The 19925-nt window shown below is 35.6% G+C and carries 21 protein-coding genes and 1 pseudogene; 15 read left to right on the top strand and 7 right to left on the bottom strand.

Features of this window, described 5'->3' with window-relative positions; all coding sequences use genetic code 11:
- Positions 1–387: a GntR family transcriptional regulator gene (locus tag C9J35_RS13370; RefSeq protein WP_327323560.1), complete on the top strand. Its 387-nt coding sequence runs from the start codon at positions 1–3 to the stop codon at positions 385–387.
- Positions 388–473: 86 nt separating this feature from the next.
- Here C9J35_RS13370 and C9J35_RS23635 read toward each other — a convergent pair whose 3' ends face one another.
- Together C9J35_RS23635 and C9J35_RS13365 are read right to left on the bottom strand one after the other, a co-directional pair.
- Entirely contained in the window at positions 474–629 is a 156-nt protein-coding gene (locus tag C9J35_RS23635; protein WP_201262070.1) for a hypothetical protein, read from the bottom strand.
- A gap of 1 nt (position 630) precedes the next feature.
- On the bottom strand, positions 631–2055 hold the full coding sequence (locus tag C9J35_RS13365; protein ID WP_107924894.1) for a recombinase family protein: 1425 nt from the start codon (positions 2053–2055) through the stop codon (positions 631–633).
- 330 nt (positions 2056–2385) lie between these two features.
- Here C9J35_RS13365 and C9J35_RS23630 point away from each other — a divergent pair, with 330 nt between their 5' ends.
- Together C9J35_RS23630 and C9J35_RS23625 are read left to right on the top strand one after the other, a co-directional pair.
- Positions 2386–2535 (top strand): hypothetical protein, encoded by a 150-nt coding sequence (locus C9J35_RS23630; RefSeq protein ID WP_167395970.1) that lies wholly within the window; start codon positions 2386–2388, stop codon positions 2533–2535.
- Between the two features lie 180 nt (positions 2536–2715).
- A complete protein-coding gene (locus C9J35_RS23625) occupies positions 2716–2895 on the top strand; it encodes a hypothetical protein (protein ID WP_327323559.1) in 180 nt (59 codons plus the stop codon).
- 53 nt (positions 2896–2948) lie between these two features.
- On the opposite strand, the gene C9J35_RS13360 is transcribed toward C9J35_RS23625, so the two are convergent.
- The gene (locus C9J35_RS13360) at positions 2949–3458 is read right to left on the bottom strand and encodes a DUF3231 family protein (RefSeq protein ID WP_107924893.1); all 510 of its coding nucleotides are present in this window, start codon (positions 3456–3458) and stop codon (positions 2949–2951) included.
- 189 nt (positions 3459–3647) lie between these two features.
- A complete protein-coding gene (locus C9J35_RS13355) occupies positions 3648–3761 on the bottom strand; it encodes a YjcZ family sporulation protein (RefSeq protein ID WP_107924892.1) in 114 nt (37 codons plus the stop codon).
- Between the two features lie 620 nt (positions 3762–4381).
- Between C9J35_RS13355 and C9J35_RS13350 the strand changes: the two genes are divergently transcribed.
- Together C9J35_RS13350 and C9J35_RS23620 are read left to right on the top strand one after the other, a co-directional pair.
- A complete protein-coding gene (locus C9J35_RS13350; protein WP_107924891.1) occupies positions 4382–4855 on the top strand; it encodes an ASCH domain-containing protein in 474 nt (157 codons plus the stop codon).
- 314 nt (positions 4856–5169) lie between these two features.
- On the top strand, positions 5170–5334 hold the full coding sequence (locus C9J35_RS23620; RefSeq protein WP_167395968.1) for a hypothetical protein: 165 nt from the start codon (positions 5170–5172) through the stop codon (positions 5332–5334).
- A 112-nt stretch (positions 5335–5446) separates the two neighbouring features.
- Here C9J35_RS23620 and C9J35_RS13345 read toward each other — a convergent pair whose 3' ends face one another.
- Together C9J35_RS13345 and C9J35_RS13340 are read right to left on the bottom strand one after the other, a co-directional pair.
- Positions 5447–6763: a hypothetical protein gene (locus C9J35_RS13345; protein WP_107924890.1), complete on the bottom strand. Its 1317-nt coding sequence runs from the start codon at positions 6761–6763 to the stop codon at positions 5447–5449.
- Between the two features lie 359 nt (positions 6764–7122).
- The gene (locus C9J35_RS13340) at positions 7123–7458 is read right to left on the bottom strand and encodes a 2Fe-2S iron-sulfur cluster-binding protein (protein WP_107924889.1); all 336 of its coding nucleotides are present in this window, start codon (positions 7456–7458) and stop codon (positions 7123–7125) included.
- 246 nt (positions 7459–7704) lie between these two features.
- Between C9J35_RS13340 and C9J35_RS13335 the strand changes: the two genes are divergently transcribed.
- On the top strand, positions 7705–8049 hold the full coding sequence (locus tag C9J35_RS13335; RefSeq protein WP_107924888.1) for a cysteine hydrolase family protein: 345 nt from the start codon (positions 7705–7707) through the stop codon (positions 8047–8049).
- Positions 8050–8185: 136 nt separating this feature from the next.
- Here C9J35_RS13335 and C9J35_RS24570 read toward each other — a convergent pair whose 3' ends face one another.
- Positions 8186–8308, bottom strand: a complete 123-nt coding sequence (locus C9J35_RS24570; protein WP_268807930.1) for a hypothetical protein — start codon at positions 8306–8308, stop codon at positions 8186–8188.
- Positions 8309–8799: 491 nt separating this feature from the next.
- Between C9J35_RS24570 and vanR the strand changes: the two are divergent.
- The 9 genes and pseudogenes from vanR (at position 8800) to C9J35_RS13290 (ending at position 19813) form a co-directional block, all read left to right on the top strand.
- Positions 8800–9493 (top strand): annotated as a pseudogene (gene vanR / locus C9J35_RS13330) (VanR-ABDEGLN family response regulator transcription factor).
- Complete coding sequence (locus C9J35_RS13325) at positions 9483–10610, top strand: sensor histidine kinase (RefSeq protein ID WP_107924887.1); 1128 nt, start codon at positions 9483–9485, stop codon at positions 10608–10610. Before vanR ends, C9J35_RS13325 begins: the two are co-directional and overlap by 11 nt.
- A gap of 195 nt (positions 10611–10805) precedes the next feature.
- Positions 10806–11936, top strand: coding sequence for a CamS family sex pheromone protein (locus tag C9J35_RS13320; RefSeq protein WP_107924886.1), 1131 nt, complete (start codon positions 10806–10808; stop codon positions 11934–11936).
- Between the two features lie 396 nt (positions 11937–12332).
- Positions 12333–13400: a GAF domain-containing sensor histidine kinase gene (locus C9J35_RS13315; protein ID WP_107924885.1), complete on the top strand. Its 1068-nt coding sequence runs from the start codon at positions 12333–12335 to the stop codon at positions 13398–13400.
- A 332-nt stretch (positions 13401–13732) separates the two neighbouring features.
- Entirely contained in the window at positions 13733–15094 is a 1362-nt protein-coding gene (locus C9J35_RS13310; protein ID WP_107924917.1) for an ethanolamine ammonia-lyase subunit EutB, read from the top strand.
- Between the two features lie 15 nt (positions 15095–15109).
- The gene (gene eutC / locus C9J35_RS13305; RefSeq protein WP_107924884.1) at positions 15110–15967 is read left to right on the top strand and encodes an ethanolamine ammonia-lyase subunit EutC; all 858 of its coding nucleotides are present in this window, start codon (positions 15110–15112) and stop codon (positions 15965–15967) included.
- A gap of 211 nt (positions 15968–16178) precedes the next feature.
- Complete coding sequence (locus tag C9J35_RS13300) at positions 16179–16643, top strand: ANTAR domain-containing response regulator (RefSeq protein WP_107924883.1); 465 nt, start codon at positions 16179–16181, stop codon at positions 16641–16643.
- Positions 16644–17032: 389 nt separating this feature from the next.
- Positions 17033–17956: a D-alanyl-D-alanine carboxypeptidase family protein gene (locus C9J35_RS13295; protein ID WP_054767869.1), complete on the top strand. Its 924-nt coding sequence runs from the start codon at positions 17033–17035 to the stop codon at positions 17954–17956.
- Between the two features lie 516 nt (positions 17957–18472).
- Complete coding sequence (locus C9J35_RS13290) at positions 18473–19813, top strand: NAD(P)/FAD-dependent oxidoreductase (RefSeq protein ID WP_107924882.1); 1341 nt, start codon at positions 18473–18475, stop codon at positions 19811–19813.
- The last annotated feature ends 112 nt before the right edge of the window (positions 19814–19925 follow it).

Here is a 19925-nt window from a genome sequence, read left to right as displayed (position 1 = left end):
ATAAAAGAGATATCCCTGCATACAAATAGTCCAGTTCCTCTTTATAAACAGTTAGTTCAGCAACTGATTGTAGAAATCGCTAAAGGTAATTTGAAGTATGGTGAGGCAATGCCTTCTATCCGTGCTATGGCGTTGCAAACAAAGCTCAATCTCCATACTGTGCATAAAAGCTATAAAGAACTACAATTAAAGGGGCTAATAATAAGAAAGCCTCACTCAAAAGTGTTCATTATCAATCCGCATTCATCACCTTTAAACGACAGTGATTTACAACAAATTTCAATCGAACTTGAGCAAGTAATAGTAGAAGCCTATGTTTTGGGGCTGGAGCAACATCAATTACAACAAATATTTAGTGATATCTCACAAAAGTATTCATTTTCCTAATCGTCAAAGCCAATTTGAACGAAAGCTATTCCGTGCTTTAAATACCTAAAAACCCATCTATAAAAAAGGATGGGTTTTTTCCATGGTTAAATCAAAAACATCGCCACAATCGTCGTGACAACAAGTCCTATAAGTACAGGAAGCAGATTGCGCCGTGCAAGTTCGAATGGGCTGACATTACAAATAGCAGCAGCTGGAATTAATGCCCAAGGGATTAGTGTACCTCTGCCATTGAAAGCCATATTATTTAGCCGAAACGATAATAATCTCTCTTGCTTGTTTACTGCTCTGATAGTCGTCTTTTGTATCGATCACTAATTGTTCAAAAATCGAGGTCATTAATTGCTTACGTTCATATTCATTTGCCTTGAACCACAATTGATCTATGTTTAGCAGTAATGATTTTAATGCTACATTATTACCATTATCATTTTGCTCTATAGTTGTTATTTCACGCTGAAGTTCTTGTTCTTTTTTACGAAGTTTCTCGGTCTCTTGCATTAATTCATCAATGTCAATTACATCGTTTTCATACATGACTTTTTTCTTTCGCATTAATTTTTGCACAAACGTTAAAGCCGTTTTTAGTGACTGAAGATGTTCTGTTGGAAATTCTGTTGCGCCTTCACTACTTGAAAAATCTCCAACCAAATCATCCCATTGTGCAAAAACTGTTTGAACGAGATTGTCTTCTAATATCATATGACTATTGCAGGTTTTTCCTGTTTTTTTACCTGTGCATCGATAGTTCTTTTTCTTACCAACTCTGTGTCCTGACATGGAATGACCACATCTTGCACACGTTAAAAGCGTTGAAAAGTAATAATCGCTGGTTTGACGTTTACCGCCAGAAGTTCTACGCAGATCTAATATATCTTGGAGTTCCCAAAATTCTGCACGGTCAATAATCCGTTCCTGATGGCCTTCAAATAGTTGTCGTTCACGTGGTGGCTTTTTTATGTCCTTTGGATTGTCGTTAAACATTAAATATCCTGCATATGTTGGATTATTAGCAATATCTCTAACACTATCAACATGCCATTCTCCAGCATGTCTGGGAGGGATACCTTTGGCAGTTAATTGTTTGGCAAGGGTGTAAAAACCTATTGTTCTAGCCAATTTAAAAATTTCTCTAACCGTCTTTGCCTCTTCTTTATCGACAATTAATTCACCACCTGTAACCTTGTAGCCGTAAGGAGGAGTCCCGCCTTTCCAAGAACCGAGCTTGACCTTCTTTTCCATCCCCATACGAACACGCTCGGCAGTATTTTCCCGTTCCCATTGTGCAATTGCAGCTACTAAAGTGATAAATAAACGGCCCATTGCATTGGTGGTATCGTAGACTTCAGTTGCTGACTTAAATTTACAATTATAGTTGTCTAATTCTTGTAAAATCTCGTAAAGATTAGAAACGGAACGTGTTAATCGATCTAGTCTATAAACTAAAACTACATCGATGTGTCCTTTTTTTACTTCCGTAATCATTCTTTGGAAATGCGGCCTTTTTAAATCTTTAGCAGAATAACCTTCATCAATATACACATCTCCAGCCATTGTCCACCCTTGGGAAATGCAATATGCTTCTAACTTCTCAATTTGAGCTGCAATAGAGTAACCATGCTTTACTTGTTCTTCAGTCGACACCCTCACATAAAGAGCGCAGCGCATTCACATCCACCTTTCTATTGTCGTTGTTATTGTATATTCATGGACGCAAAAGAATTATGTAAATGGTGCATTCAAAAGTTATGCCACCAGCATTTTATTCATTAAAGGTTTATGGCATGTCGTTTCAAGACGTCAAGAGCAACACCTCGTTAATTTGCTAAATTACCTAGTGTCATTTTATTTTCATGCCATCATGCTTTATTTTTTCACCCATAGTCCTCCTTAGCTGTAGTTTCCATGAAATAACTTAGACAATTTTGAAAAAGAGTACTTAATTAGTTAAATTAGACAAGCTCATTCGACATATTCTGATAAAAAAGGGGTGTGATTATGCAAAAGTTCAATATGACAGAAGAAAAAGTTCGTAAGCTGTTGCCAGTTGTGGAAAGTATTTTGTCTAGGGAGTATGGTAGGACAATTAGACTGAAGGATTTAACAGTAGGTGGAATTACCGTCAAGAGAGGAGATTGCGCACAGTAGCGCGGTCTAGCAATTTTTTGTACAAGCATTAAGGCTTACATGAACAGAGCACAGTGATTGGCATTGAAATTGAATAAATTGCTTAGTACATATAAAAACACAAGACAGTTGCTGAGGTAGCTTGCCTTTGTTACAGGGAAAGTATAAATCAAGCTAAATAGGATAATTTATAAATTGGAGGTGATAATTTTGACAAAAGAAAAGCGCAATAAAAGTGAATTAGATCAAGAAGAATATGGGGCAGATTTAAGTCCTGACGATTTAGATGTGCGTGAAGAAAATGATTTGACGAAAGAACAAAGAAATAATTCAAATAACGAAAAACAACGCAACGAAAGCAATTCTTCAACACGCAAATAATAAAAAAATCCCCAGTTTATACTGGGGAACCGGTTTGTCAGGTTTACTAATTATTATTTTTCAGGGTAATCTACATGCAATGGTGGGGGAACAAGCCAGCCTTTAGTTTTATTTAGACGTAAGAGCTTGGCACCTAGCTGTGCTTTACTTGTATGGAATTGACCATACATTAAGGCAACATCTTCTCTAGTGCACATGCCCATCGCTTGACTACATGCAACTAAACCAGCAGCAAGATCTACTGAGAGCGCAGCACTAATTTCTGGATCGTTAAATTTAGCACCAGCAGGAATATCTTCAAGTCTTGCAACAGGTCGTTCGGGTGGTGCAGGTGGTAAGCCAACACCGTTAGCTTTTAGAATTTTTTCTAGTGGTTTTACTTCGTCTCTTAGAACATCGATAATATCTTCAATCATTTTTTTTAGATCTTCATCGCCAGCATGATTATAAAATGTTTGATATCCAGCAATTAAGCCATAGTTTGTCGATAGACCTGTCCAAACAGTAAACACTTCACCATAATGTAATGGTTCATCTTTCGGATTTCCACCAAGTATGCCCATATTTACACTTCCTTTGCTTTTTTCGTTATTTTTAAACAAGGATAGTATGTGGACAGAAAGAAATATAATACCACTTTTTATAAAAAAATATGAAAAGGGTCACCCGGATGAAAGTGACCCTAGAACAAAAAAATAGGAGGGACCAAGCTTTTATTTGATGATCTTAGCTGGCCCACAAAAATGATGTTGTTAATATAAGAAACTAGCGCCCACAATAATGAGAAGGATAAATAGTACCACGATTAAAACAAATGATGAACCACCGTAGTTACTGCCACCGTCATAGCCACAGCTATATCCCATAGAAATTCACCTCCTTTCGATAATTGCTAATATGAAAAGGTGAAAAAATAAAAAGTAGTTAAAAAGAGTCACATTGAAAGTGACTCTTAACAATTGGGAGGCGTAAGGCTAAATTAGCTTTACACTACTATAGTTATGATGTGATGGCTATGTTGGTCTAGCCATTTGTCTGTGAAATAGATTTTTTAAAGTTCGATCTAGGTGTAAGCCATTAAGAACATGGAGATATGTGCTGTACCAAGGTTGGATTATGTAAGCTCGGGAACAAATCGCTTACCTTGTAGATCATCTAAGTATGACTACACATAAATAAAAACATTAGGGAAAATCTGATGTGTAAATACTAGTGCTTAGCTGAATGTCTGAAGCGGACGAGCAGAAAAATAAAACAAATGAATAGTAGATGAAACATGAACCTTTATGATTATATGCATTTGACAGTTAGTCAACGGGGTTATACAGTAAAGCATTTTATACTAAGTATTGACATATCATACAGATGATGTTTGGTTAGTATCTGTCCGTACATATAGCTGAAAGTCTAGCTTTTAGAAATAGCGACAGTGAATGTTGTATGCTTTACTCAAACTGTATTTAACTACGAAGGAGGTAAGTAACGAATGTCAGTTAGTAAGATAGAAGAATATTGGCAGAAGTACGCGAGAGAAAATAACCTAAACATGACTGTGCCAGAAGCATGGATGTTTGGCGATGGTTCCAAAGAAACGGGAGATGAATTAGGCACTTTAGTCGTATATGGCAACAAAACAGCAACCTGTGCAGCACATTGTGTATATGAGCTTGAAGGACAAGATCTTCCAAAAGTTGGACAGCACGATATTGTATTGGATGGAGACAATAATCCTTTAGCCATTATCAAATATACAAAAATTGATGTAGAAAAAATGAATGAAGTAACAAGTGATTTTGCAAGGTCAGAGGGTGAAGGCGATTTAAGCTATGATTATTGGTTTCGTGAGCATGTTAAATTTTTCACTTGGGAGTTAAATCAGTATGGACTCACTTTTACGCCAGACATATTACTAGTTTGTCAAACATTTAAGGTAATGGATGTATATAAAGCAAATGTCTAAATGAAAGAGAAATCATGCGCTTAAGTTAACAATTAAGTAAGTTTAATAGAATTTCATTAGAGTGGGGTAATCGTATCATACTTGATGTTTGCTTGTTTGCACATGATCAAACACCTATCAGGGCATTTCTTAGCGATTGTGACTTTTAGTATGCTTTTTGCAGTAGGAGATTGATAGGTATACAGTACAACTAAAAGCATCTATGTCAGCCTTTTTACTTATTCGGCCTATATAATCAAATATCCTTTTTGAAATTGTCGGAAAATAAAGTTGTTGCTTATAATAAACTAATAACTATTGTTAGAGGTGAAATTATGGGAAAAGCAGTAATAGATAATAATCTATATCCTACCTATCAAAACACACAGGATGAAAGACTTATCGATCGAAAAGAAGAATATATGGAAGAATTAGAAAAAGCAAAAATTACTGGTCAATTACTAAATTTTGCCGTGTTATCAGAAGAATTGTCTGAGTGACATCTATAAATTAAATGAAGCATCTCACACGAGGTGCTTTTTATTACGCTAGAAGTTTATGAAGTACTGTTCTTAAACAAACGAGGGCATACGTTGGAAACCAAAGGATTGTTTAAGTGGCGAAAAACAGTGCAGTTCTTGGCCATATGTCTTTGCTTGGGATTAGTGTTCCGCCACCAATCCAAATCGCTGTAATCTGTCCGAGAGCAGTTAGAGTGGCGGTACCACCACCAAGTGCATTGCCAAACAAATTACCGACAGATCCGGCCAAAGAAATACCAGAGAAACCAGAACCATCTAAACCAGTAATGGCGCCAACAATAGCTAACGTAACAACAGCTATTTCCTTTGTTAACGGCACAACTGCAGCTAAACCAACACCTAAATCATTGACAATCCCATGTGAAGCAACAGGCAGAAAATCACCGATAATTTGCTTGAATCCGGAGTCACCGAGATAAAAGAAGGCAGCGATTGGAATCACAGGTCCAAATACTTTAAAACCAAATTGGAACCCTTGAATTAAATAACTTGTCGATTTCTCAAGCCCCTCTTTTTTGTGTGCGACAATGCACAGTACAAGCAAAATAAAGACAGCTGTTCCTCCAATTAAAGCAGTCGCATCTCCCCCCTGGAGCTTTAAAATCGACATAGCAATGACATCGAGCAAAAAGGCGATGGGAATGAGAATCGCAAAAAAATGTTTTTGGCCACGTGTCAGCAAGTTTTCCGTAACTTGCTCTAGTTCATCAGCTGTTTCATTGGTTTCCTTTAAATCAAGAGTACCCCGCTTCATATCACGCCGTAATAACAAAAAAGCAACAATTGTTGTGACTAAGCCCATCGTAATGACAAGTGGAATACTCGCAGAAACAACATCGCCTACTGGAATACCGGCAGCATCTGCAGTGAGTTTCGGCGCACCTTGAATAACAAAATCACTAGACAGCGCAATCCCATGACCAAATAAGTTCATGGCCATTGCGACGCCAAGTGCTGGCAAACCTGCACGTATAGCAACGGGCAACAGCACGGCCCCTAATAACGCGACAGCAGGAGAAGGCCAGAAAAACCAAGAAATAAACATCATTAAAATTCCAATCGTCCAATAAGCGAGCGTCGGTGTTTTAAAGATTTTTGTAAATGGCGCAACCATGACCTCGTTAACACCAGATGCCATTAATACGCGACTCATCGCAACAATAATGGAAATAATGAGGATGGTCGACAAAAGCTCAGTAATCGCATAGATAAAACTGTTAAACACACCACTTATAGAAGAAGTTAAATCGCCGGTAGCAACAATGGCTAGCATGAAAATGCCAAGTATACAAATGAGGGTGGTATCGCGACGTTTAACCATAAAACTTATAATTAAAACAATGAAAACAACATAAATCCAATGGAGAGCAGTGAGTTCAATCCCCATACATTTCCCCCTCAAAATTCGGTCTGATGCTATAGAATATGAAGAGAAAAAAAAGTTGGTGCTGGTTTTGAAAAATTTCGCCTTAAGTAGAATGGCAAAGTGAGTTGAAATTTGAAAAGTGTAAAAGGAGGGGAATATGTAGATTGTTCTACCAGCAGGAAAGTAATATGCTCCCCATTAGGTAGAAGTTAAACATAAAGCATTTTATTATTTCGACTGTCTACTTTGATAGAGAGCAGTTTCAAAACGCGTTTTTGATTTTGTCTAATTTTATCTTCAGAAATGGCTTTAACAAACTATTCCCTTAATCATTTTGAATTGACAATAAGAATTAAACATGAAACTAAATTCTTATTTGTTTAATCGGCCGGCCTTGGACCTCGTTGGCCTCCTGTATTTTCTACTGTCATTATTGGTCGAACTGTAATGTCTTCGATTACACGAATTTGACAAGATAGACGCAAACAGTCTTCATATAAATTTTCATCTATATTTTTAATGGCGAAGGCGTTTTTTTCAATTTTAGAAACATCCATATAATCACCCGCCAATACCTCTACCCTACAAGTGGTACATTTTGCTTTTCCCCCGCATTGATGAAGTATATTTACATCATTATCTTCTAGAGCTAAAACTAATTTTTTCCCTGCTTCTACTTCGAAAGTTTTTCCTCCAAATACTGTTATAAATGGCATACTATGATACTCCCTTAAAAAACATATATTAGGTCGATGTGAACTTGTGCTAACTACGATGCCGCAATGAAGTTATTTTGAATATTAGTTTGTATTTATTTGGCTCTTCTCATACATAAATCAAGAATCATTTACAAAAATTTGTCCTACATAAGCCCTCAATTACGTTCCTTAATTCCAGTAACCATTATGAATAAGTGGGTTTTTAATCGAACATGCCACGCTTGCAAAGGAGGAAATTAATTTATGACAATTCAACGTAACAAAATATTTATTGATCCAAACGATGCAGCACTTTTACTGATTGATCACCAAAGTGGTTTATTTCAAACTGTTAAGGATCTTGATGTACCAACTCTACGTAGGAATGCAATTGCTTTAGCTAAATTGGCAAAGATAACTAGAATTCCAACTATTACTACTGATTCTGTTCCTAGTGGTCCTAATGGTCCGTTAATCCCTGAAATAAAGGAAATTTTGCGGGATATAGTATATGTACCAAGGAATGGAGAGATTAATGCCTGGGATAACCCGAATTTTGTAAAAGCGGTTGAAGCTACAGGCAACTATGGCTTACACATTGAAAGTTAGCAAAGAGCGTTCAAAGAAGGTCAGGCCTCCGATGGAAGTAAAAAAGGTGACATTTAATAAAAGAAGAGACTACATGTCCTTGTAATAAAATAATTTAAAAACACGCAAATAAAATCATTCAATTGCGTGTTTTTATTTACTTTAATAGTAATAATCCACACGAGGAAACCTGTACAGAGGGTATCCAAATAGCCGATGCAACTGAAACTTCATGTTCACATGATTTTCCGCCATATAATACATAAACTTTCTTCTTCATACTATTCCTCCTAAAATAAGGTTTTCTACCGCGGTAAATAGAAGTATAAACACATTTGTCCTGGTAAATATAAATATTTCCTTAAGAAATACTTAAGATATTCAGAATAAATACTTGAGATTTTTTGAATTTGTCTTGTGAAATTAGCAATCAAAGAAAGATATGAGGTTTGTGGGAATTACATGATACTATCAGTAGGAAGTATGAAAGAATCACCATTCGTACATGTAGATATTATGAAATATAAGTGCTATAATGCGTGTGAAAAATCAGTGTAGTTGAATTGAAGGATTTACAACAGTTATACGACTATAAAAATTTGCTAGTTCAGGGTGAAAAAATAGCAACGAAATTTATTGTAGATAAATAAATACTGAAAAATAAATGAATAAAAGCATATGGAATAAATAACTGTAGTCACTAAAGTAAAGGATAGATGGTGGCTACAGTTTAATTATACTATCGTTCACTTTTTAAGGAGGAGTTACTAATTGAATTTGAATATTTTAGTATTAGACGATGAAAAGGAAATAGCTGATTTAATTGAGGTTTATTTAAAAAATGAAAATTATAATGTGTTTAAGCATTACACGCCAAAAGAGGCCCTAACATGTATTGAAAGTGAAAAAATCAATCTAGCTATTCTGGATATTATGATGCCTGAAATTGATGGTTTTACTATTTTACGAAAAATTAGAGAAAAATATAATTTTCCAGTTATTATGCTTACTGCAAAGGAAGAAGAGATAGATAAGATAAATGGATTTTCTCTTGGCGCAGATGACTATATAACAAAGCCCTTTCGACCATTGGAGCTGGTAGCACGCGTAAAAGCCCAAATACGGAGATTTACCTTGTATAATCAGGACACGCAGCAAAACGACGATATTATAGACTTTTCTGGTTTAGTTTTAAATAAGAATACACGGCAGGTTTTTTTACATGAGAAACAATTATCTCTTACACCCACTGAATTCTCTATCCTTTGGTATTTAAGCTTAATATAGAGGGAAAGTAATTAGCTCAGAAGAATTATTTCAAGCGATTTGGGGAGAAAAGTATTTTAACAGTAATAACACTGTAATGGTTCACATTAGACATTTACGAGAAAAAATGAAAGATTCCGTGGAAAACCCCAAGTTTATTAAAACTGTTTGGGGAGTGGGGTATACAATTGAAAAATGAGTTTGGGAGACTGAAGAGGAAAATACTGCTACAAATTATTGTTATTTTAGTTATGGCAATAATTATTGGTTATTTAATCAATATTGTTTTACTTGATGGTATATTACAGGCTCCTTTTGCGGATTCTTTTATTGCTTTTTGTGAAAATGTACTGCAATTAGATTATTATGCAGCACAAAATGCTTACAATATTTTATTTCGTCAGAATAAGCCTTTGTGGTTAGCTGTAGGATTTATTATTTTACTTCTTGTCATTTTTTATATTGCTCTTTCTCGTTTCACTCGTTATTTTAATCAGATTAGTACAGGTATAACGATGCTGTCTGATGAGTCTGATAAGGAAATTTATTTGCCTGCTGAGCTTGACTTTTTGGAGAAGAAATTAAATGGTGTGAAAAATAAATTAGAAAAACGTGCAAAAGATGCACAAGAAGCAGAGCAGCGAAAGAATGATCTTGTTGTTTATTTAGCACATGATATTAAAACGCCTTTAACATCGATTATTGGGTATTTAAGCCTTTTAGATGAGGCAAAGGATATGCCTGTTGAGCAAAAAGAAAAATATGTAAAGATAACATTAGATAAATCTTATAGGCTCGAACAATTGATTAATGAATTTTTTGAAATAACAAGATTTAATTTACAATCCATTATTCTAGAGAAAGATATCATCCCTTTAAACTATATGTTAATGCAATTAGCTGATGAGTTTTACCCTTTGTTATCACTGAAAGGACAAAAAGCAATTGTTAATATTGATGAAGAAATCAATATTTATGCAGATGGTAATAAATTAGCAAGGGTATTTAATAATATTTTGAAAAATGCTAGTGCCTATAGTGATTCAAACAGTACAATTGAAATTAATGCTAAACTCGAAAATAATCAGACGTTTATTACGTTTACTAATAAAGGGAAGACCATTCCTACTGAAAAATTGCAGATGATTTTTGAAAAATTTTATCGTTTAGATAGCGCTAGATCAACACAAACAGGTGGAGCTGGGCTTGGTCTAGCCATTTCAAATGAAATCGTACAGGCCCATGGAGGTACGATTACAGCCACTTCAAAGGACGAAAAAACAGTTTTCACTGTAATTATTCCGACTAATTCTTAAGAAACCAAAAAATTCAATAGTAGTTAATTATCAAAGAACTCCTTTTTTTATGCTTGAATAAAAGCATATAAAGAAGGAGTCTGTTTTTTATGTTGATAAAATCAGCACAATACTCATATAAATGTATTTTATAGAAATATTTGGTATAATAATATAGATTTACTTATATTAGAACTACTAAGGAGTATGGAATAGATGAATATAAAAAAGAGTCTGTTGTTTTTTATAGCACCAGTAATTTTTTTAGTTTCTTGTAGTGATGATGATCCTGTTGTTAAAAATGATGAGAAAATGTATATAACATCCATTCAAAAAAAACAAATATACGAAATTAAACAACCTGCGAAATCTAATGTTTCAAGAGGGTTAATACTTAGTAATATGAACAATTCATTAAATGTCAATGAAATTGAAAAGGGCTTAATGGAATTATCAGTAGATTACTTTTCGACTAAGAATTTTTATTTGCAAGAAGGACAATATTTAGATAAAAATATTATAAATCAGTGGTTAGATAGAAAATCAACAGAAGGTTCTGGTTTAAACCCATCTATCAACAGCAGGAGTGGAGATATTTTAGAGGATGAAAAAAATAATCCTAAAATATTATCTCATGTATTGGAACAAAACTTTATAAATAAAGAAAATGGAAACGTAGAGGGACTATCTTTAGCCATATCATTAAATGAATTTTATGATATTAAAGTAGCGGATGATAAAGGGTTGATTTATACAGATCAAGTTAAAGTAGATATTAATGACGATGAGATTGATGATGTAGTTAATTATGGGAAAGAAATAGCTGAAATTATAGTAAAAGATATAAGAAAGAATGAAAACATACCGAATGTTCCTATTTATATGACTTTGTATCAGGAATCCAATATAAATGATATCATTCCTGGACTATTTTTAGCTGATACATTTATCGCTAAAGGAGAGGATAACATAAATAAATGGACAAAAATAGATAGAAAAAATTATACATTCCCTTCAGATGCACTCTATAGTTTGGACCAAGATACATATAACAAATTATTAATTTTAAAAGAAGATATACAAAAAAATTTTAATCATTTAAATCCTAAAATAATTGGTAAACTTCGATATGAGAACGGTAAATTAACCGATATCAAAATAAATGTGAATGTGCCATTAATAAATGATACTGAATTGATTGGTCTTTTACAGTTTAATAGTACGAAATTAAACGCTATTTTGTTTGATTATGTACCAGTGACGATTCGTATTATCGATCAAAAACAAGATGTCGGGATTGTAATCTGGGATGCAACGGAAAAACAAATTTTTGCGTCGCCACTTTAATGAAACCTTTTACAAATGTAGAAGGTTTCACATCGTAGACAAACTTTGAACTGTCCCTCAATCGTAAGAAACCGTTAATTTTCGTTCTAGACACGCTGCATAAGTTTTCTGCCCCGTGCTGTTCCTGCAGGAGTGCCACACCCTCCGCTCCAATCAATTGGTAACGCCTATTCTGCTCCTAACCTGCTAAGAACATTTGAAATGAAGGGCTGTGACTCCTGCTTGGAAAAGTGGGGAAATCGAGATCCTCGACAGAGCGAAGCGGGGGAAGTAGCTCGACTTGCCCACGGAAAGCTTCTGGCGTTATTGTAAGCGATTTACTAGTTTGTGACATTGAACACCTTTTTTGTTTTTGCTATAGTGTGTGAAAACTAGAAAAAGGAGGACGCACTAGGCATGAAAGAAATTTTAACCTTAAACCACGTAACAGGTTTATCACAGGAACAGTGTGAAATTATTTTAGGTGCCGCTCAGAACCTTCAGATAATGGCTGACCTTTCTCAAGCAGATCTATTTATTAATTGTCTGTTGATAAAAGACAACGCATCGTTAGTTGTAGCTGAAGCAAAACCTACTACGACAGCTTCTTTGTATAAAAAAAGTATGTTAGGCCATATAGCATTGGAAGAAACGGAACCTGGTGTTCTATTTAGTTTAAAAACTGGAAAACCAATTTTTAAAGCAAGGGGGATTACGGAGGAACGTGGAATCATGCAACAAGACATTATTCCTATAAAAGACCTGTGTGGCGAAACCATTGCAGTATTAATTAAAGAAAGAGATATCTCCCAAGAAGTACAGAACGAAAAAAATATGGAGCAACTTATGAATGCGGCCAATAATGAAGAAAAGCAAGGTGCATTTCAAGCCATTGTTGTTCAGGAAATCCATCACCGCGTCAAAAATAATTTACAAGTTATTTCTAGTTTACTGCGATTACAAATGCAACGTTGTCATTCGGTAGAAGTAGCGGAGGTATTTCACGACAGTATATCGCGTATATCCAGTATGGCTTTGGTTCATGATTACTTAGCACAGCGCGGCATTGAGGAAGCAGATATTAAATTTTTAATACAGCAAATTTCTACATTACTAGTGTCTTCGTCCATTATTCCAGGCCAAAATATTGCTGTGTCTGTCGAAGGAGAATCGGTATTCTGTTCTCCCGAGAAAGCAACAGCTGTTGCACTGATTGTCAATGAGTTGGTTCAAAATAGCATAAAACATGCTTTTCCTGCGTTGAATTATGGGAAAATTGAAATAACTTTGAAGCGACTAAAGCAAATGGTTACTATTATTGTAAGGGACGATGGATGTGGGATGAGGGATTCTTTTTCCACAGGCGAGATGGCATCTTTAGGATTACATCTTGTGGAGATGTTAGTGGAAGAGAGATTGCAGGGAGTTCTGTCATTTCCTCTGTCCGACAAAGGGACAAAAGTTTCGATAACCTTTCCGATATAAAAGCTACCAACGTTAGTGAATAGAAACTGTTCAAATAAACTTAAACTTTGGATGCGTGAAACTAATTTTCGAGGGAATTTGTGTCTTGTCCGTAGCGAGCCATTCGAGCTGAACCCAACAGAAAACGATATAGAGCTTTATTCTAAGAGGGATCTGTTTTTTGAAATACGAAGCACTCTTTACAAAATCCTTGTGAATAGTGTAAAATAAACCAAAATAATAGCTGAGGCAAAGGCGCCTTTCACGCCTGAAGAGAATTTTCTTCAGGAAATGTGAAAGCGCTTTTTTTCATGTAATTGCAATCGTTAACATATAAAAAGGGGTGTTAAATGATGAAATTGTCTTGTGTAGTAAAAGGAACTCATTATTCGTTTTCGTCGGTAAAGGAGGTACTTGCAAAAGCAAGTGAACCGAAATCAGGGGATGTGATGGCGCGTGTCGCAGCAGCATCATCGCTTGAGCGTATGGCAGCAAAAGTAGTACTTAGCGAGATGCAGCTGAAAGAGATTTATGAGAATCCGGTTATTCCGTATGAGATAGATGAAGTGACGCGTTTAATTTATGATGATATTAGCGACACGATTTACAAAGATATTCAAAATTGGACCGTCGGAGAACTGCGAAATTATATTCTGTCATCTGATACAGGTGCGAATCAATTATTGAAGCTTTCAAGGGGACTGACAAGTGAAATGATTTCAGCGGTTGCCAAGCTTATGTCAAGCATTGACCTAGTTATAGCTTCACAGAAAATGAGATATCAAGCACATTGCAACACGACAATTGGGGAGCCTGGCCGTTTGGCATTTCGTTGTCAGCCTAATCATCCAAATGATGTGACAGAAGGAATTTTGTATTCCATAAAAGAAGGATTATCCTACGGAGCAGGTGATGCGGTTATTGGTATCAATCCGAATGTGGATACGGTTGAATCCGTCAAAAGGCTTTTGACAATTTCGCATGAATTTATTGAGAACTGGCAAATTCCCACGCAAAATTGTGTCTTGGCCCATATCACCACACAAATGGAAGCGCTAAAACAGGGGGCGCCTATCGCACTGATGTTTCAAAGTTTAGCAGGTACACAAAAAGGTAACGAAGCATTCGGTATAGCTAAAAAAATCCTTGATGAGGGATATGAGATGATGGCCCGATATGGTACATCCACAGGCCCAAACTTTATGTATTTTGAAACAGGCCAAGGTTCGGAAGTATCTTTGAATGCTGACTATGGTGTAGATATGCAAACGCTTGAATCAAGAAGCTACGGCTATGCACGCCATTGGAAACCTTTCATGGTTAATACTGTTTCAGGTTTTATAGGACCAGAGACGCTTTATGATGGACGCCAATTAATCAGGGCAGATTTGGAAGATGGATTTATGGGGAAATTGCATGGCTTGCCAATGGGGATTGCGCCCACTTACACAAATCATATGGATGCCAATCAAAATGATCAGGAAGTAGCTGGCATCATTACAGCAGTTGCAGGCGCGAATTTTTATATGGGCGTACCAGGTGGGGATGATGTCATGCTTAATTATCAAGATACAAGCTATCACGATGATGCAAGTTTACGTGAGATTCTAGGACTACGACCACTTCGAGAATTTGAAAAATGGATGGAAAAAATGGACCTGATGGAAAATGGAAAGCTGACAAAACGTGCGGGCGACTTATCCATTTTTGATTAACGGGAGGAGGATACAATGAATATTCAAGAAATTGTTCAAAGAGTCGTTGAAGAAGTACAGAAAAACATGATGACGCCAAAAGCTAATACTGATCAAAGAACAGAAGAGACAATCGATTTTCCAGAAGAACGAATAAACGGGGTAGTCGAGCCACAGAATGCCGCATCTATTGAGCGAGCACAAAGTGTTACACCTGCACGTATCGGCATTGGTCGAACAGGCACCCGCATGTTGACGACAAGCTATTTACAATTTTTAATCGATCATGCAGCCGCCCAAGATGCAGTTTCAAGAGATGTAAGTGATGAATTTCTTCACAAAATGGGACTGCATAAGCTGGAGACAAACGCTCATGATATGAAATCTTATTTAATGGATTTAGAATCTGGTCGAAAGTTGTCAGATGAATCAGTAAGGTTTCTCGAAGCAAATGGGGATAAAGGGAAAAATGTGCAAATAATTGTTTGTGATGGATTGAGTTCATCGGCTGTAGAAGCCAATGTTCGTGATATATTACCAGCTTTAATTCAAGGGCTACAATTAAAAAACATCAGCGTCGCAAAGCCGTTTTTTATTAAGCGAGGACGTGTTTGGGTGCAAGATCAAGTAGCTGCTATTGTTGATTGTGACCTAGTAATTTCATTAATTGGTGAAAGACCAGGTTTAAATACAGATGAAAGCTTGAGTGCATACATGATTTACCGTCCTACTGAAAAAGCGGTTGAAGCCGATCGGACGGTTATTTCAAATATCCATAAAGATGGACTGACACCAGTTGAAGCTGGTGCCTATTTATCTGAGTTGATCGAACAAATGCTTCAAGCGAAATGTACAGGTGTTTCTTTTGCACAGCAAAGAAATTTCAACAAGTAAAGATAACAGGTATCCTGTTTTTGAGTGATTACATGTAAATCTTGGACGTCGAGTAACTATCTGTTGCGCTTTAATAATGGCAGTAACGTAACAAAAGGTAGTGATTTACTTAAAGTCTGTTGAATAGGGCCGATTAATGCAAGAAAATCAATGTTAATGACATGAATTATACGATAATCCTTTTTTCTGTTCAGAAAGGTTGTGATGTTTTATGAAAAAACGGATTCTGATCGCGGAAGACGAACCAATTATCAGACTGGACTTGAAAGTAATGCTTCGGAATCACGGTTATGAGATAGTTGGAGAAGCAGGAGATGGGGATCGAGCGATTGAACTTGCTTTTAAGTTAAAACCGAATCTTGTGTTAATGGATATTGATATGCCAAAACTAAATGGTTTAAAAGCAAGTGAGGTGATCGGTCGTCAGCTGGATATACCCGTGTTGTTGATTACTGCCTATAGTCAAAAACAATTTGTAGAAAAGTCTAAGCAAGATAATATAATGGGTTATCTAGTAAAACCAGTTTCAGAAGGTAGCCTAATTCCAGCAGTTATGATTGCCCTGCAACAAGCTGAGAGAACACAGAAGCTAAAGCTATCTTTACAACTCACACAAGAACAGATTCAAAAGCGTAAAATGATTGAACGCGCAAAAGGGCAACTTGATGGAAAGTAATCAGCTAGCGGTGGTGGGGGATTTCCTCACCCCATTGTAAGTTAACGAGGGGATTCAATAATATCTTAAAAAAATGCCAAAGCCTACAGAGATGAAAACAGGACTAATAGTAATTAGTGCTAAAAATCTAATGAACCAGACAAAGAGTAGCTTTCCTAATAGAGGAAAGCAAATTCCTCCTCCGGTGCTGGGCTGGGGCTAGTGATTGCCAAAGACATTATCGTTGCACATGGCGGAACTATATTTGCTACGAGCAATGATGAACATACAGTTTTTACTGTACTCAGTCCACATTCTTAAGAAACCTTAAGAATTCTATAATAGATTATTAAAAAAGGACTTCTTTTTTTATGTTTCAATAGAGACATTGAGAAAAGGAGTTGTTTTTTATGATAAAGAAAAAGAGTATATATGGTCTATTTTTAAGCATAGTCATTCTTGTTATATTTATTTTATTTGTAAAAGAAAATTTTATGAATTCAAGGGAAGACATTTTAGATTCCTTTCAGTTGGAGATGCCAAAGAAAAGTGCTGAAAGTTTGGATATAGATTTACACAGTTCAAATGCCGTATTAGTCAACTTGAATGACAATAAAATCTTACTGGACAAGAAAAGTGAAGAAATCATTTTTCCTGCTTCTTTAACGAAAATCATGACTGTACTTGTGGCAATTGAAAATATACCAGAATTAAATGAAAAGATCTTGCTTCCTCAAAGTATATTTACAGATTTATATGAAGCCAATGCTTCAATGGCAGGCTTCCTTGCTAATGAAGAAGTATCAGCAGAGGATTTACTTTATGGTTCGATGCTGCCATCTGGAGCTGAAGCTTCTATTGGTTTAGCAAATCACGTAGCAGGGTCAGAGAGAAAATTTGTCAAACTTATGAATGACAAAGCGCAACAGCTCGGGATGAAGGACACGCATTTTAAGAATGCAACAGGACTTCATCATCCTGACCATTATACAAGTGTGAAAGATATTTCAATACTTCTACAATATGCATTAACAAACAACACTTTTCGCGATGTCTATACAGCACAAAGACATACGATATCCCCGACCAATCTTCATTCAGAAGGAATGACGTTTACGAGTCGAATGTTCAAAAATATTAGTTCAAGTGATTTACCTCATGGGGAGATTATCGGAGGCAAAACAGGCTATACAGAAAAAGCTGGCTTATGTCTAGCAAGCCTAGCGGTAATCAATGAGCAAGAATATATTCTCGTGACAGTGGGAGCTGAGGGGAACTCTCATACCGAACAGTATAATATTACTGATGCATTTTCAGTGTATAGTGGTTTGTAAAACAATATTGGATAGATTGGTACGCGTATCTTGGAGACAAGCGTTTGAGGACTGCCTAGTGGGTGGTCTCTTTTTTCTCGCTTGAACAACAGAAAACCGCCTACTTCAAGCTGAAAGAGGGCTACTATATAGAACAAAAAAGTTGGTTGAATAAGTAAGTAGTATCAACCTTGATAAAAGCACAAATCTAAGAGAATGTTTTGAAAATAATTTTTATATCGTCTATTGTATTCACTTTACTTTGTAGAAATTTCCCTTGTGGGGATTAGGCAAGATCGAATGATGAACAACTTAGTACCTTAATCTTCGAACCGCTTTAACAATCTGAACAACTTATTTGAACTATTTCGATGTTTTAAGTGTTCAAAACAGAGTTTATCAAAGGCCGCCAGTTCGATAGTTTTTAGAAGATTACCACTTGATTTAGCTAGTTCTTTAGTTTTGTGTTGACAATCCACATATTGTAAAATTCTCATATAGAAATTATTATTTATTAATGAAAGAAGGTGTAAATGGATGTATGATATTACAGTTATCGGTTCAGGTGTAAGTAGCGTTTTTTTAGCATATACCTTATCTCAAAGTTATCAAAAGATATTAATACTTGAAAAAGGAAAATCTATAGAGGAGAGAAATTGTCCTTTAGATCGAGGCGAAACATGCCATTGTAATGTATGTGAGAAATATTTTGGTTTTGCTGGTTTGGGTAAATCAGAAGGAAAGTTTAATTATACAAGTGATTTTGGCGGCGAATTAGAGCAAAAAGTAGGTAGAGAGAACCTTCTACAATTAATGGATGAAGTTGACGAAATTTTATGCCATTTTGGTGGAGACTCCGTTAGAAAATATTCCACAGCTAATACAGAACTCTCAAAAAGAGCCCAATTATGTAACTTACAGATGTTAACTACTGAGGTGAGGCACCTAGGTTCGTCACTTTCAACAAAAATTTTCCAACAAATTTATAAAGTTTTATCAAGTAAGATAGATATTCAATTTGAGGTGGATGTGCAAGATATAAAAAAAGATAATAATTCTTTTACTTTAATTACAAGTAAAGGGGATATTCAATCGCAGCAAGTAGTGTTTGCAACAGGGCGATCTGGAACAGATTGGTTAAAAAAACAATGTTCTAGTCTTGGAGTGAAGCAAGGTAAAACTCGTTTAGATTTGGGTATTAGAGTTGAAATGGCAGAACAACAGCTACGCTTAATTTTGGAAGATACCTTTGAAACAAAACTTGCTTATGTACATGAAAATATCATTTCGAGTACTTATTGCATGAATCCTAAAGGAAGAATCATTCGTAAATATCAAGAAGGTTTAGTCATGCCAGATGGTCAAAACTTTCGAGAGCAAAAGAATGGAACTTCTAACTTGAATTTTACTTTGTTTACGCCAACGTATTTTTCTACTCTTAAAGAAGCAAATATGTATGCACATAAGGTTATCGGTGGAATAAATAAAGGAACAGATCGTATTGTAGTACAACGTTATGGAGATTTAAGGGAGGGACAGCCTACAACAACAGAAAAAATGTATAATAATCGAATTCAGCCTTCGTTAAAAGCTGAATTTGGGGACTTAACTAAAGAAATTCCTTTACTATATATTCAAATCTTGCAGGGATTTTTAAACCATTTGGAAAAATTTATTGGTGAAGCAGTTGATGGGGATACATTGCTTTATGGTATGGACGGAAAGTTTTATTCGCCAATAATAGAAACCGACGGAAATTTCCAAACAAATATTCGAGGATTATATGTAATTGGAGATTGCTCAGGAGTTACACATTCATTATCACAAGCAGCAGCTAGTGGTATTTTAGTAGGTAAATATTTAGCTAATAATGGTTAGTTTTAAGAAATTAATTGTTTTATTGTAAAAAATTACTAAAAACGAGTTTACTTATTTAACTAACCATATAATAGGAAGTCAATAATTCTCCCTAATACTTCATTTCATCTGG

This window comes from Lysinibacillus parviboronicapiens (genome assembly GCF_003049575.1).
GTDB lineage: Bacteria > Bacillota > Bacilli > Bacillales_A > Planococcaceae > Lysinibacillus > Lysinibacillus parviboronicapiens.
Note: the sequence above shows the minus strand (reverse complement) of the source record. Positions and strands in the feature narration are given on the sequence as shown.

Excerpts from the sequence above, each read along its gene's own strand:
- C9J35_RS23635 (WP_201262070.1), bottom strand. The coding sequence starts at position 629 with ATGGCTTTCAATGGCAGAGGTACACTAATCCCTTGGGCATTAATTCCA.
- C9J35_RS13365 (WP_107924894.1), bottom strand. The coding sequence starts at position 2,055 with ATGCGCTGCGCTCTTTATGTGAGGGTGTCGACTGAAGAACAAGTAAAG.
- C9J35_RS23630 (WP_167395970.1), top strand. The coding sequence starts at position 2,386 with ATGCAAAAGTTCAATATGACAGAAGAAAAAGTTCGTAAGCTGTTGCCA.
- C9J35_RS13360 (WP_107924893.1), bottom strand. The coding sequence starts at position 3,458 with ATGGGCATACTTGGTGGAAATCCGAAAGATGAACCATTACATTATGGT.
- C9J35_RS13355 (WP_107924892.1), bottom strand. The coding sequence starts at position 3,761 with ATGGGATATAGCTGTGGCTATGACGGTGGCAGTAACTACGGTGGTTCA.
- C9J35_RS13350 (WP_107924891.1), top strand. The coding sequence starts at position 4,382 with ATGTCAGTTAGTAAGATAGAAGAATATTGGCAGAAGTACGCGAGAGAA.
- C9J35_RS23620 (WP_167395968.1), top strand. The coding sequence starts at position 5,170 with ATGGGAAAAGCAGTAATAGATAATAATCTATATCCTACCTATCAAAAC.
- C9J35_RS13345 (WP_107924890.1), bottom strand. The coding sequence starts at position 6,763 with ATGGGGATTGAACTCACTGCTCTCCATTGGATTTATGTTGTTTTCATT.
- C9J35_RS13340 (WP_107924889.1), bottom strand. The coding sequence starts at position 7,458 with ATGCCATTTATAACAGTATTTGGAGGAAAAACTTTCGAAGTAGAAGCA.
- C9J35_RS13335 (WP_107924888.1), top strand. The coding sequence starts at position 7,705 with ATGACAATTCAACGTAACAAAATATTTATTGATCCAAACGATGCAGCA.
- C9J35_RS24570 (WP_268807930.1), bottom strand. The coding sequence starts at position 8,308 with ATGAAGAAGAAAGTTTATGTATTATATGGCGGAAAATCATGTGAACAT.
- C9J35_RS13320 (WP_107924886.1), top strand. The coding sequence starts at position 10,806 with ATGAATATAAAAAAGAGTCTGTTGTTTTTTATAGCACCAGTAATTTTT.
- C9J35_RS13315 (WP_107924885.1), top strand. The coding sequence starts at position 12,333 with ATGAAAGAAATTTTAACCTTAAACCACGTAACAGGTTTATCACAGGAA.
- C9J35_RS13310 (WP_107924917.1), top strand. The coding sequence starts at position 13,733 with ATGAAATTGTCTTGTGTAGTAAAAGGAACTCATTATTCGTTTTCGTCG.
- eutC (WP_107924884.1), top strand. The coding sequence starts at position 15,110 with ATGAATATTCAAGAAATTGTTCAAAGAGTCGTTGAAGAAGTACAGAAA.
- C9J35_RS13300 (WP_107924883.1), top strand. The coding sequence starts at position 16,179 with ATGAAAAAACGGATTCTGATCGCGGAAGACGAACCAATTATCAGACTG.
- C9J35_RS13295 (WP_054767869.1), top strand. The coding sequence starts at position 17,033 with ATGATAAAGAAAAAGAGTATATATGGTCTATTTTTAAGCATAGTCATT.
- C9J35_RS13290 (WP_107924882.1), top strand. The coding sequence starts at position 18,473 with ATGTATGATATTACAGTTATCGGTTCAGGTGTAAGTAGCGTTTTTTTA.